Source organism: Mesorhizobium sp. M1217 (assembly GCF_040318275.1).
Classification (GTDB): Bacteria; Pseudomonadota; Alphaproteobacteria; order Rhizobiales; family Rhizobiaceae; genus Mesorhizobium.
Genome location: NZ_JAMYMA010000017.1, coordinates 34046 through 47087, shown reverse-complemented (window position 1 = coordinate 47087; position 13042 = coordinate 34046). Strand labels below are relative to the sequence as shown.

13 protein-coding genes and 1 pseudogene are annotated in these 13042 nt (G+C 63.1%); 3 read left to right on the top strand and 11 right to left on the bottom strand.

Going from position 1 to position 13042, the window contains the following annotated elements:
- Window positions 1-51 precede the first annotated feature (51 nt).
- Complete coding sequence (miaA, locus tag NKH37_RS25245; protein ID WP_352788455.1) at window positions 52-1023, bottom strand: tRNA (adenosine(37)-N6)-dimethylallyltransferase MiaA; 972 nt, start codon at window positions 1021-1023, stop codon at window positions 52-54.
- A 49-nt stretch (window positions 1024-1072) separates the two neighbouring features.
- Here miaA and serB point away from each other — a divergent pair, with 49 nt between their 5' ends.
- A complete protein-coding gene (gene serB, locus NKH37_RS25240) occupies window positions 1073-1894 on the top strand; it encodes a phosphoserine phosphatase SerB (RefSeq protein WP_352495198.1) in 822 nt (273 codons plus the stop codon).
- Window positions 1891-2457: pseudogene (locus NKH37_RS25235) on the top strand (GNAT family N-acetyltransferase); the annotation flags it as partial. The gene serB and the pseudogene NKH37_RS25235, both read left to right, overlap by 4 nt.
- Window positions 2458-2499: 42 nt before the next feature.
- Here the strand turns inward: NKH37_RS25235 and NKH37_RS25230 are convergent.
- The 5 genes from NKH37_RS25230 to NKH37_RS25210 form a co-directional block, all read right to left on the bottom strand.
- Window positions 2500-4017 (bottom strand): DegQ family serine endoprotease, encoded by a 1518-nt coding sequence (locus tag NKH37_RS25230; RefSeq protein ID WP_023720807.1) that lies wholly within the window; start codon window positions 4015-4017, stop codon window positions 2500-2502.
- Window positions 4018-4160: 143 nt separating this feature from the next.
- A complete protein-coding gene (gene hflC, locus NKH37_RS25225; RefSeq protein WP_023720808.1) occupies window positions 4161-5123 on the bottom strand; it encodes a protease modulator HflC in 963 nt (320 codons plus the stop codon).
- Entirely contained in the window at window positions 5123-6217 is a 1095-nt protein-coding gene (gene hflK / locus NKH37_RS25220) for an FtsH protease activity modulator HflK (protein WP_023720809.1), read from the bottom strand. The genes hflC and hflK overlap by 1 nt, the downstream gene beginning before the upstream one ends.
- A gap of 160 nt (window positions 6218-6377) precedes the next feature.
- Window positions 6378-6896 carry a dihydrofolate reductase gene (locus NKH37_RS25215; protein ID WP_023720810.1) on the bottom strand — a complete coding sequence of 173 codons (519 nt, stop codon included), beginning with the start codon at window positions 6894-6896 and terminating at the stop codon, window positions 6378-6380.
- Window positions 6896-7903, bottom strand: coding sequence for a DUF4424 domain-containing protein (locus NKH37_RS25210; RefSeq protein WP_353003359.1), 1008 nt, complete (start codon window positions 7901-7903; stop codon window positions 6896-6898). Before NKH37_RS25210 ends, NKH37_RS25215 begins: the two co-directional genes overlap by 1 nt.
- Before the next feature lie 141 nt (window positions 7904-8044).
- Here NKH37_RS25210 and cobF point away from each other — a divergent pair, with 141 nt between their 5' ends.
- A complete protein-coding gene (gene cobF, locus NKH37_RS25205) occupies window positions 8045-8818 on the top strand; it encodes a precorrin-6A synthase (deacetylating) (protein WP_352482990.1) in 774 nt (257 codons plus the stop codon).
- Window positions 8819-8851: 33 nt separating this feature from the next.
- Here the strand turns inward: cobF and NKH37_RS25200 are convergent, their stop codons facing one another.
- The 5 genes from NKH37_RS25200 to NKH37_RS25180 all read right to left on the bottom strand — a co-directional run bounded on the left by NKH37_RS25200 (window position 8852) and on the right by NKH37_RS25180 (window position 12964).
- Window positions 8852-9193 carry a winged helix-turn-helix domain-containing protein gene (locus tag NKH37_RS25200; RefSeq protein ID WP_023676697.1) on the bottom strand — a complete coding sequence of 114 codons (342 nt, stop codon included), beginning with the start codon at window positions 9191-9193 and terminating at the stop codon, window positions 8852-8854.
- Window positions 9194-9274: 81 nt separating this feature from the next.
- The gene (modC, locus tag NKH37_RS25195) at window positions 9275-10387 is read right to left on the bottom strand and encodes a molybdenum ABC transporter ATP-binding protein (protein WP_023720813.1); all 1113 of its coding nucleotides are present in this window, start codon (window positions 10385-10387) and stop codon (window positions 9275-9277) included.
- On the bottom strand, window positions 10384-11088 hold the full coding sequence (gene modB / locus NKH37_RS25190) for a molybdate ABC transporter permease subunit (RefSeq protein ID WP_353003361.1): 705 nt from the start codon (window positions 11086-11088) through the stop codon (window positions 10384-10386). The genes modC and modB overlap by 4 nt, the downstream gene beginning before the upstream one ends.
- 15 nt (window positions 11089-11103) lie before the next feature.
- The gene (gene modA, locus NKH37_RS25185; protein WP_352482987.1) at window positions 11104-11895 is read right to left on the bottom strand and encodes a molybdate ABC transporter substrate-binding protein; all 792 of its coding nucleotides are present in this window, start codon (window positions 11893-11895) and stop codon (window positions 11104-11106) included.
- 274 nt (window positions 11896-12169) lie between these two features.
- Window positions 12170-12964 (bottom strand): thymidylate synthase, encoded by a 795-nt coding sequence (locus tag NKH37_RS25180; RefSeq protein ID WP_352482986.1) that lies wholly within the window; start codon window positions 12962-12964, stop codon window positions 12170-12172.
- Between the last annotated feature and the right edge of the window lie 78 nt (window positions 12965-13042).

The following is a 13042-nucleotide window of genomic DNA, read 5'->3' as shown; positions in this document are numbered from 1 at the left end:
ACAGTTAACCTGGACAACTTCAACGCGAAATGTCCCTTCGATGTCGACTTTTCAGGTTGCGCTCGAAGGAGGGGGTGAGATCACCCAGTTGATCCCCTCACCGGGACGCAACCTGTGCCATTCCGGACCCAATTGGTGCCTGAACCAGGTCGCCTGCCGCTTTGCATATTGCCGCGTCGCGATCTTCGCACGCTCGATAGCCTCGGGAAAACTGATGGCGCCGGCCAGCGCGGCCTGAAGCTCGCGAACACCGATCGCCTTCATCGCCGGCAGGTCGGGATCGAGGCCGAGCGCCGAAAGCTGCTTCACCTCGTCCAATGCCCCTTTGTCCAGCATGCGGTCGAAGCGGGCATCGATCCGCTCCACCAGCGCCGCCCGCTCCGGCTCGATGACGAAAAAGCGCGCGCTGCTCCTGTCGATCAACGGCTGGCCACGCGCGGCCTGCCAGTCCAGGATGGAGCGGCCCGACGCGTCGAGCACCTCCAGCGCCCGCACGATGCGCTGGCCATCCGTCGGCCTCAGCATCATGCCGGCCGCAGAATCCTCGCGCAACAGGATGCGGTGCAATCTCACAGCGCCCTGTTCTTGCAGCTCGTAGCGCCAGCGCTCGCGGATCGACTGCGGAATGTCGGGCATCTCCGAAATACCTTCCGTGAGCGCCCGGAAATAAAGCCCGGTACCGCCGACGAAAATCACTTGCCGCGCCGAAAGCGTGCCGTCGTCGATCAGCTTCATGACATCACGCAGCCAGGCGCCGGTGGAATAGGCGGTGGACGGATCGACGTGTCCATAAAGAAAGTGAGGGACGCGGGCGAGTTCGGCAGCACCCGGCCGCGCCGTCAGCACGTCGAGCACCGAATAGCCTTGCATGGAATCGGTGCTGACGATGACACCGCCATTGCGCTCGGCGAGGTCGAGTGCGAGCGCCGACTTGCCGCTGGCGGTCGGCCCGGCTATCAGGATCGCGTTCTTCACGCGGCCTTCGCCCGCCTGTCCGCTGGAATTTTCGATGCTGATCGCCACGCTTCTATCCCATCCCGCCGGCCGCGCATTGACGCCGACGCTAGCGAATATGGCGTCTGGGTCTGTCGGCGCAAGCGCTGTTCGCTGGCTGGCCGAAGGCATCGCCTGCGAGCTCGATTTGCCGGAGACCGCCGAAGCTTCCGAAATAACGGCCCGCCTGCATGCCGCGCTTGCTTCCGAACCCATCGACGTGGCCGTCCAACCGGCTGAGAACAGGCGCAAGAAGGTCCTGATCGCCGACATGGATTCGACGATGATCGAGCAGGAATGCATCGACGAGCTTGCCGACGAGATCGGCGTCAAGGATCGCGTCGCCGCCATCACGGCGCGATCGATGAACGGTGAGATCGCATTCGAGCCGGCCTTGCGCGAGCGCGTGGCGCTGCTTAAGGGTCTCGATGCCGCAATCATCGACCGCATCATCGACAATCGCCTGACGCTTGCCTCCGGCGGTCGCACGCTCGTCCAGACAATGGCGGCCAACGGCGCGTGGACGGCGCTGATTTCCGGTGGTTTCGACATCTTCACCACCCGCATCGCAGCATTGCTCGGTTTTCACGAAAATCGCGCCAATCGGCTGATCGAGCAGGATCGCCGCTTCACCGGCTTGGTCGCCGAGCCGATCCTCGGCCGCGCCGCCAAGGCCGAAGCCCTTATCGAGATTTCCGCCCGCCTCGGCCTGACGCCTGCCGATGCCATTGCCGTGGGTGACGGCGCCAACGATCTCGACATGATCCGTCTTGCCGGCATCGGCGTCGCCTTGCACGCCAAGCCGGCCGTGGCAGCCGAGGCAAAGATCCGCATCGACCACGGCGACCTCACCGCCTTGCTTTATCTGCAGGGTTATCGCCGGGAGGAATTTGTCGAGTGACGCCGATCCGCACCGAACGCCTGATCCTGCGCAACTGGGAAGATCGTGACCGCGAGCTCTTCCATCGCATCAATTCCGACGAGCGCGTCATGGAATTCTTTCCGTTTCGGCGCGACCGTGCCCAGTCGGATGCCAAGATGGAGGAGTTGCGCGCCGCTATCGATCGCAACGGCTTCGGCTTCGCGGCCGCTGAGATCACAGCCACAGGTGAATGCATCGGCTTCGTCGGCATAACCCGAACCGATCATTTGCCATTCTTGCCGCCCGGCACGATCGAGATCGGCTGGCGGCTGGCACCCGAATTCTGGGGCCGCGGCTATGTCACCGAAGCAGCCGATGCCTGGCTCACCTATGGCTTTGAAAGACTTGGCCTCGACGAAATCGTGTCCTTCGCAGTCAAGGATAACAGCCGGTCCACTGCCGTCATGGAGCGCCTGAACATGATCGCCGACCCGGCCTCCGATTTCGACCATCCCGGCGTTCCGGACAGCCACACCGCACTCAGGCGACATGTCTTCTACAGGCTGTCACGCACAGACTGGCAAGCAAGAACGCTAGCCGCCCTTTTTCTTTTCAAGATCAGAGTGTTACAGGCTCTTCCGGACTCAATCCATCCGGATTGTCACAAACCTCAGCTCGCCGGTCTTCGACGCCAGCATCAAAAGCGCGTTCTTGCGCCCTTGCTCCTTCAGCGCGCCGATCCGGTCCATGACGTCCTTGGGCGTGGCGACCGATTCCTGCGCGATCTCGGTGATCACCTCGCCCGGCTGGATGCCGCGTTCGGCAGCGGCTGAATCCTTGGTGACGTCGGTCACGACGACGCCGGAGACGTCGGCGGCGATGCCGAATTTCGTGCGCGTCTCGTCGTTGAGCTCGCCGATCGTCATGCCAAGCACGGCAGCCGTCGAAACGGCAGGCGCCTTGTCGGCATCGTCCTGGTCGGTGTTGCCGTTTTCACCGCCGCTGGCAAGCTTTTCGCCGTCCTCGAGTCGGCCGAGCGTCACCTTCACGGTCTGCTCGACCCCCTTGCGCACGATGATCACGTCGACCGCCTTGCCGACCGGGCTTTCCGCCACGACGCGCGGCAGGTCGCGCATTTCATGGATGTCCTTGCCGTCGAACTTGATGATGACGTCGCCGGCCTGGATGGTGCCGTTGTCGACCGGTCCGCCCTTGATGACGCCGGCGACCAGCGCGCCCTTGGCGGTCGCCATGCCCAGGCTTTCGGCAATGTCGTCGGTCACCGGCTGGATGCGCACACCGAGCCAGCCGCGCCGCGTCTCGCCGAACTGGCGAAGCTGGTCGACGACGCCCGAGGCGAGCTGCGACGGAATGGAGAAGCCGATGCCGATCGAGCCTCCCGACGGCGAGATGATTGCCGTGTTGATGCCGATGACCTCGCCGCTGCTGTTGAACAGCGGTCCGCCGGAATTGCCGCGGTTGATCGCGGCATCGGTCTGGATGAAGTCGTCATACGGGCCGGAATTGATGTCGCGATTGCGCGCCGAGACGATGCCGACCGTCACCGTGCCGCCGAGACCGAACGGATTGCCGATCGCCATCACCCAGTCGCCGACACGCATCGTATTGGAATCGCCGAACTTCACCGCTGTCAGCTTGTGCCCTTTCGGATCGACCTTCAGCACCGCGACGTCGGTCTTGGTGTCGGTGCCGACCAGCGTCGCCTTGAGCGTCACCCCGTCGGAGAAATTCACCTCGATGTCGTCGGCATCGGCAATGACGTGGTTGTTGGTCACCACGATGCCCTGCTCGGCGTCGACCACGAAGCCGGAGCCCAGCGACTGCACCTTTTGCCCGCCGCCGCCCTTGTCGCCGCCGCGGTTCTTGAAGAAATCGTCGAAGAAGTCCTGGAAGGGTGAGCCTTCTGGAAGCTGCGGCATCGGCACGGCGCCCGGACCCTCCGTGCCCTTCACCGTCTGCGAAGTCGAGATGTTGACCACCGCGCCGAGCAGGCCGGCGGCGAGATCGGCAACCGAGGGTGGCCCGTCGGCTGCCACTGTCGGCGTCACGAACGACGGAACGGCAACGGCGCCGACCAGAAGCGCAGCGGCCCCGGCGATGAACGTCCGCCTCGCTGCACGCAGAAGGGTGGTGGATGTCATCGAAAGGCCTCCGGGTGTTCTAAAAAAGCGCTTCGGCAAAAACGCCGCGTCGCGTCATGTTGGCAAGAAATAAGGCACGTTTGCGGCTACGGCTACCGCCAGAGGATAAATCCTCCATTACGCCGGCTTCCCCTGCACCGGCCCTACTGGCCGGTGCCTGGCTGTGCCGCTGGCGCGGCGGGAGCGGGCGGCGCTGGCGGTGGTGCCGCCGGTGCCGCGAGCGTTTCCTTGCTGTTCGGGTCGCGGAAAAAGCGGAAGAACTCGGAATTCGGCGACAGCACCATCGTCGTTCCGGTGCTGTTCAGCGCCGTGCCATAGGCATTCATCGATCGATAGAAATCGAAGAAGGCCGGATCGCGCTGATAGGCCCCGGCAAACGTCGCGCTGCGCTGGGCTTCACCTTCACCACGCAGGATTTCAGACTCTTTTTGCGCTTCGGCGACGATTTCCACCACTTCACGGTCGGCGCGGGCCCTGATCCGCTGCGCTGCCTCATTGCCTCGCGCCCTCAGCCGCTCGGCTTCGGCGAGACGTTCGGCCTTCATGCGGTCGAAGGTCTGCTGCGAGACCTCAGCCGTGAGATCGGTGCGGCGGATGCGGACATCCTCGATCTGCAGGCCAAGCGAGGTGGCGTCGGGCCTCAGTTGATCGCGTACCTCGCGCATCATCACGGCGCGTTCTTCCGAGAGTGCCGCCTCGAAGTCGCGCAGGCCGTAGACGCGGCGCAAGGCGGCGTCGAGACGCGTCCTCAGCCGGGCCTCGGCCAGTTCGATCTGGCCGGAGACCGCGGCGCGAAACACGCGCGGATCCGAGATACGATAGGCGATAAAGGCATCGACCTCATAGAACTTGCCGCCCGAAACCTGGACGCGGATGTTATCGAGGTCGAAGCGCAGGACCCTGTTTTCGATCAGCTGCACGGTGTCGGCATCGAAGAAGGAGAACGGCGCCTTGAAATAGATGCCTGGCTGGTTCTTGACGTCGACGATTTCGCCGAACCTGAGCACCAGCGCCTGCTGGCGCGCATTGACGACGAAGACAGACGAATAGAGCAGGAACAGGATGACCGCGGCGATGACCGCAATGACGGGAAGACGGTTGGCCATCACTGGTTTCCTCCGGCGGCCGGTGCCGGCGCCTTCTGCTGCAATGCGGGCAGCGGCAGGTAGGGAACGACCCCTTGCCCATTGCCTTGCTCGACGATGACCTTGCTCGAATCCTTCAGCACCCTCTCCATTGTTTCCAGGTAAAGCCGCTTGCGCGTCACCTCCGGCGCCTTTGCATATTCGTCATAGACCGAGATGAAGCGCTGCGCCTCGCCTTCGGCCTCCTGCACGACCCGGTTCTTGTAGGCGGCCGCGTCTTCGCGGATCTGCGCGGCAGCGCCGCGCGCCTGGCCGAGCTTCTGGTTGGAATACTGATTGGCCTGCTCGACGAACTTGTCCTCGTCCTGTTCGGCCCGCTGCACCTCGTCGAACGCGTCCGCCACCTCGCGCGGCGGCGCGGCATCCTCGATCGAAATGGCGTTGACGTTGAGGCCGGCCTTGTAGCCGTCCAGCGTCGTCTGGATGATCTCACGCACCGACGCCGCAATTCCTTGCCGGTCGTCGCGGAAAATGTCCTGCGCCGGGCGCCGGCCGACCGCTTCACGCATCGCGCTTTCGGCGACCTGCTGCAGCATGCCGCCGGGGTCGGACACGTCGAACAGATAGGCCTTCGGGTCGGAAACCTGATAGGCCACAGAGAATTGCACGTTGACGATGTTCTGATCGCCGGAAAGCATCAGACCATTGCCGCTGGTGCTGCCGCCACCGATGCTGACAAGCTGCTCGGCGATGTTGGCGGTCTCGACCGTTTCAATGGGCCACCAATGGAAATGCAGGCCAGGCTGCGAGAGTTCCGCCTTCGGCTTGCCGAACCTGAGCTCCACCGCAACTTCGTCGGGCTGCACGGTGTAGACCGCCTTGAACGCCCACAGCACCACCAGCGCCGCAGCAATCAGCCCGAACACCGCCGGGCTCGCGCCACCGCCGCCCGGCAGTGCGCGCCGCAACCTATCCTGCCCACGCCGGATGATATCCTCGAGATCAGGAGGCGAGCCCTGCGGGCCGCTGGGTCCCTTGGGTCCCTGTCCCCAAGGTCCCTGATTGTTGCCGCCGCCCCACGGGCCGCCGCCGCCGCTCTTGTCGTTCCAGGGCATGAATGTCCTTTCGCTTGGAATTCCCTCAAGCGCCGGCTCACCGGCGCAAAATCCAATATTATTCTTCTATAGGGATGCAACGGCACGCTTTCAACGCGATCGGCTGCCGTCACAGTCCGCCTTTGGGTCCATTTAGACCTGTCGCGACGCTTTGTCGTCTTCAATTCACATCGCGGCGCCGCTCGTAAACCGAATAGCGTGTCGCATGGCTGTCCTTCTCACCGGCCTCAACCTCCTGGGAGTAGACTATCCGCCACAGTGCCGGGTCGATCGGCGGGAAATGAGCGTCGCCGTCGACCGCGGCCAGCACATGGGTGACGTGCAGCCGATCGGCCAGCGGCAGCGCCTGAGCATAGATCTCGCCGCCGCCGATGACGCAGATCTCGTCGGCGCCTGCCATGCAGCGCCCGCGCACCGTCGCCAGCGCGATTGCGTCCTCGATCGAGTGCGCGACTTCTACGCCCTCGGCGCGCCATGCCCTGTCCCGCGTCACCACGATGTTGAGCCTGCCCGGCAACGGCCGGCCGATGCCTTCATAGGTCTTGCGGCCCATGATGATAGGCTTGCCCATCGTATCGGCCTTGAACCGCTTGAGATCGGTGGAAAGCCGCCACGGCAACCCACCCTCGCGCCCGATCACGCCGTTCTCGGCGATGGCGACGTAGATCGCGAGGTCCATCAGCCGCCGTTCCCGCCATCGGATGGCTCCAGCAGCAATATGTCAATGTCGCGCTCGGGGTAGAAGTTCTGCGCCTTCATCTCGAACGTCGTCGGTCCGATCTTCCTGACGTTTTCGCCGCAAAACGAGACCAGGTTCTTCGGATCGCCCTTGTCGACGGTCAGCTTGAACGTGCCGATGTTTCCCGACGCCCAGTTGCCGCCCGTGGTCAGGATATAGGCGATGCGGTTCTCGAAATATTTGGGGTAGCCGTCGGGATCGTCCTTGGCTGCCTTGCGCACGGCGTTCTCGAACGTGTCATCCATGCAGTAGCGGGTCTTGTAGGCGGCATACTGGCCCTGGAACTGGCCGTCATAGAAGAAACTGACCGAGGAGGTGCCGCCGACGCTCGGCTTGTAGCGATGCGAGACATGCACCGCCTTGTTGGCCGGAAAGGTCGAGCGCCACCAATAGGTCGAGCGCAATTGCCAGAACGGCGTATAGACGGTCTTCATGCCCGAACCGTCATCGGCAGTGTCTTCGATGATGATGCCGCGGTTGACCCAGTCGTCGGTGACCGCTTGCGGCAGCTTTGCCAGCGCTGCCTTGGCCGCATCGCCGAATGGAAAGAAAGGCACGCCCTGCGCCTCCAGGTCGGCGCCGATGTCGATGCCGAGCGCGAACACCTTCTGCTCGAGCTGCGGCTTTGCCGGCACCCCGTCGATCGTCACTTCGAAGCCGAGGAAATTGTCGCTCTGCGCCTCGGGAATCGCCGGTATTTCTTCGGGGTCGCCTTCGATGTCGGGCATCGGAAAGGCGACGATCGCATCGACATCCTTGTCGGTGTTGTTGCGGAAGACGTAATCGACCGTCACCCTTTCCGGCGAGATGTAGAGATCCTCGCTTTCCATCGCCACCGCATCGCTGCGCGACAGGATCAGCCCACCGGTGCCGAGTTCGGCGACCGAATCATTGGCGAGCGCAGGCGTAGCCGAGAGCGCCAACGCGGTCAGGACGTAACGGAACATGAAAACTCCCCCGGCGAGAATGCCAACATGACTCTAGCCGTTCAATGTGGCGTTTCAAAGCCTTTCGGCAAATGCGCCGGCGCCTGCCGGCATGTCGTGTCGGTCTAGACACGCCGGTCTCGATCGGGCAGGAGTTCCCTCATGCGCAAGCTTCTTGTCATCGGCATCGGCGCCGGCAATCCGGAGCACATGACGGTCCAGGCCATCAACGGCCTCAATCGGGCCGACGTGCTGTTCATTCCCGACAAGGGCGCCAAGAAGAACGATCTCGCCGAATTGCGCCGCCAGATCTGCGACCGCTTCGTCACCAATCCGAACTCGCGCCGCGTCGAATTCGATGTGCCGGTGCGCGCCGAGCCGGCGCCTTCTTACCGCTCGACCGTCGACGACTGGCACGAGGCGATCGCCGCGATCTATGAAGGCCTGATTCGCGGCGAACTCCCCGAAGATGGCTGCGGCGCCTTCCTGATCTGGGGCGATCCTTCGCTCTATGACAGCGCGCTGCGTATCCTGGAGCGCGTGCGCCTCAGAGGCAATGTCGCGTTCGAACTGGAGGTCATCCCTGGCATCACCGCCATCCAGGCACTCGCAGCCAGTCACAAAATGGCATTGAACCGCATCGGCGACGCCATTTTGATCACCACCGGCCGCCGGCTCGCCGAGGAAGGTCTGCCCGAAAACGCCGGCAGCACCATCGTCATGCTGGACGGCAAATGCGTCTTCAACACGCTGGCCGACAAGGACGTTAGCGTCCACTGGGGCGCCTATCTCGGCACACCCGACGAGATCATCATCTCGGGCCGGATTGGCGACGTCAGCGACGAGATCGTCGGCACTCGTGAGGAGGCCCGCCGGAAAAAGGGCTGGATCATGGACACCTATCTGCTGCGCAAGCCGGGCGAGCCTGAGGAGTGACAGGGATTGAGCGCGGCATGAATTCCGCCGAGTTCACGCAGCATCGATCTCGGCCTGCAGCGCCTCCATATGCGCCGCCGCTGCTGAAGACGCAGCCCGCTCGATGGCGCGGAAGCGGCTGACCACCGCAAGCCCGACCGACGTCAATTGGGCGCCACCGCCTTTCTTGCCGCCCGTCTGTGCCGCAACCAGCGGCTTGCCGAACACGCGGTTCATGTCCTCGACCAGATCCCAAGCGTGCTTGTAGGACATCTCCATGCCGCGCGCCGCGGCCGAAATCGAGCCGAAGGCAGCGATCTGTTCCAGAAGCTCGATCTTGCCCGGCCCGATGCGGCCATCTGGATCGAGATTTATCCGCAAGCTCAGCGACGGCATTTGCTCCTCCGCGGTCACGCCATTCTACAAGTTCTCCAGCGATACCGCTATTCCAAAACGATATAGCGAATCATCGGCCGTTCACCCATCCGCCTCGGCGGGGAGGCCGGCGCCGGTATTTGCCCGGTCGAAGCTCACCGTCTTGACCACCGCGAAGACCTTTCGACCAAGCTGGAGCCCTAGCGTCTGCCGCGACTGTTCAGTGATGCGGGCAAGCACGGTTGCGCCATTGCAGTCGATGCCGATCTCGACCGTAGGCCCTTCGCCCGGCTTTATCGCCATGATCGCGCCCGGGAATATGTTGAGCGCGCTGAGGCCAACCGGCTGCTCGGTGGCGATCATCACGTCGCGGGCGCGGATGCGGACGCGCACCGGCGCACCGACCGGCGTTGCCAGAAGCGGCACACGGATCTCGCCCGCCGCCGAGCCAAGCACGGTCATGCCAAACGCCTCGTCGTGGCGCAGAACCGCGGTATCCAGCACGGCACCGCCCTCGCCGCGCTCTTCGGCCGGCAATAGATCCAGACGCTGCATGATCACTCCGGTTGGACCGGAAGCAGCGACCTTGCCCTGCATCAGTACCACGACGTCGCTCGCCAACCGCGCCACTTCGGCGATCGAGTGGCTGACATAGACGATCGGGATTTTCGTCTCGTCGCGCAGCCGCTCGATATAAGGCAAGATCTCGGCCTTGCGCGCCTCGTCGAGCGACGCCAGCGGCTCGTCCATCAGCAGCAATTTCGGACTGGCAAGCAGCGCCCGGCCGATTGCCACGCGCTGCTTCTCGCCACCGGAGAGTTTTGCCGGCCGCCGGTCGAGCAGATGACCGATGCCGAGCAGTTCGACCACGCCATTGATATCCGCGTAGCGCTCAGCAGCCGGTGTGAACCAGCGGCCATAGCGCAGATTGCTCGCCACGCTCATATGCGGAAACAGCCGCGCGTCCTGGAACACCATGCCGATCCGCCGCTTGTGCTTCGGCATGAACAAGCCGGCATCGCTATCGACCAGCACACGGCCGTCGGCCGCGATACGGCCTTTGTCGGGGCGGATCAGCCCGGCAATCAGGTTGATCAGCGTCGTCTTTCCGGAGCCGGAAGGCCCGAACAGCGCAGTCAGCCGCCCGGCGCTTTCGAAGCGGGCATTGACGGCGAAATCGCCAAGCCGGTGGCTGATGTCGACCTGAACCGTCATTCGATGTCCATCCGCTGGCCGACGCGTCGCGCCAGCACTTCCGAGGCGACCAGTGCCGCCATCGAGATGACGATCGAGATCAGCGTCAGCCTGAGCGCGCCGGCGTCGCCGCCGGGAACCTGCGTGAAAGTGTAGATCGCCGACGGCAGCGTCTGCGTCTCGTTCGGAATGTTGGAGACGAAGGTGATCGTCGCGCCGAATTCGCCCATCGCCTTGGCGAAGGAGAGGATCGCACCGGCGATCAGGCCGGGCAGGATCAGCGGCAGCGTGATCGTGCCGAACACCCATAATGGATTGGCGCCGAGCGTGCCGGCGGCCGCCTCGATTTTACGGTCGACAGCCTCGATCGACAGCCGGATCGCCCGCACCATCAGCGGAAAACCCATTACGCCGCAGGCGAGCGCGGCGCCGGTCCAGCGAAAGGAAAAAACGATGCCGAAATGTTCGGCCAGGAAAGCTCCGGCCGGACCGCGCTTGCCGAAAGTCAAAAGCAGCAAATAGCCGGTCACCACCGGCGGGAGGATCAGCGGCAGATGCACCACCCCGTTGAGCAGCGTCTTGCCCCAGAACTGGCCGCGGGCGAGCACAAGAGCGATCGCTACGCCCGGCGGCAGGCTGGCAATCATCGCCACGGTCGCCACCTTGATGGACAGTCGGACCGCATTCCATTCGTCGGGAGCGAGATCCAGCAGCCAGCTCATGGTCAGGGCCGTTCGTCAGTTGCTCGGCGCGAGGATTGTAAAACCTTGCGCCTTGAAGAGTTCGCCAGCCTTGGCGGATTGCAGGCATTTCAGGAATGCCGGAGTATCCTTGCCCTTCGAATCCGCAAGCTGGGCAACCGGATAGATGATCGGCGGATGTGTATTGTCCGGGAAAGTGCCGACCACCTTCACGCCAGGCTCGGCATGCGCGTCGGTGGCATAGACGATGCCGAGTGCTGCCTCGCCGGTCGACACCAGCTTTAGGGCGGCGCGCACATTCTCGGCCTGCGCCACGTTGCCTTCGACGGAAGACCAGACACCGAGCGATTCGAGCGCCGCCTTGCCGTATTTGCCTGCCGGCACCGCCTTGAAATCGCCCATGGCAAGTTTGCCGTCACCCACGAGCCCGGCAAGATCGAAACCCTTTTCAATCCTGGTTTCAACTTTGGAATCCTGCGGCGCAATCAGCACGATCTGGTTGCCGAGCAATTTCACTTCGGTGTCGGGGTTGGTCAGCTCCTTGTCGGAAAGATATTTCATCCAGTCGAGATCGGCCGAGATGAACACGTCCGCCGGCGCGCCGCTTTCAATCTGCTTGGCCAGCGCCGAGCTCGCCGCGTAGGAAATGGTTGCCGCCTCGCCGACACTGGCCTCGCAGGCCTTGTTGACGGCATCGAGCCCGTCCTTCAGGCTCGCCGCGGCAAACACGACCACCTTGTCATCGGCATGGGCCGCCGGCACCGCGGCCATCAGCATGGCAGCGAGACCCGCGATGGCAATCGTCGTCGAACCTTTGCGCGCCAGCATGAACTCTCCTCGTCTCGGATCGCCCGAAGCCGTCCATCGATATATCCATGTGAACATAACAAGGAAAGGCTCTTTACCAGGCAACGGCATTCTGAGCTGCGGTTTTCTCCGCCTGCGATAACCTCCTTTAGATACAGCGGTATCGAGGTCGAAGAAAATATCGCATGGAATCTGTTGCGCGCACCACAGACGTCGGTCGATCAAGATGGATGCTGACAACGTCCGAGGGCGTAGCCGCAGTAGGCAATTTCGATATGCACAGTCAGGTAGGGTGCTAAACCGCGATCGGCGCCTTGATCGTCGCGTCGGCGAAATAGTTGTCGAGCCGGAAATCCTCGAAGCCGAAGGCAAAGAGATCCTTCACCTCGGGATTGATCCATAGCGTCGGCAACGCCTTGGGCGTACGCCGCAATTGTTCGCGCGCCTGCTCGAAATGGTTCGAGTAAAGATGCGCGTCGCCGAGCGTGTGGATGAAATCGCCGGGTTTCAATCCGGTCACCTGCGCCACCATCAGCGTCAGCAACGCATAGGAAGCGATGTTGAAGGGCACACCGAGAAAGATGTCGGCGGAGCGCTGATAGAGCTGGCAGGAAAGCTTGCCTTCCGAAACATAGAACTGGAACAGGCAGTGGCAGGGCGGCAACGCCATGGCCTCTACCTCGGCAGGGTTCCACGCCGAAACGATCAGCCGCCGCGAGTTAGGATTTTTGCGTATCTCCTTCAGAAGATTCGCAATCTGGTCGATGGCGCCGCCATGGCCGTCCGGCCACGAACGCCATTGCTTGCCATAGACCGGGCCGAGATCGCCATTCTCGTCGGCCCACTCATCCCAGATCGAGACGCCGTGATCGTTGAGATATTTGATGTTGGTGTCGCCGGCCAGGAACCACAAAAGCTCATGGATGATCGACTTGAGGTGCAGCTTCTTGGTGGTGGTGACCGGAAAGCCGCGGGCCAGGTCGAAGCGCATCTGGTAGCCGAATATCGAGCGTGTTCCGGTGCCGGTACGGTCGCCGCGATCTGCGCCGTTTTCCAGCACATGCTTCAGAAGGTCGAGATACTGGCGCATCGGCTCCGGTCCGATTCGGGTTGTCAGCCATCATAGCCGAATGACCGTCGGCCGAACACAGCAAAGCGAGACAATTCC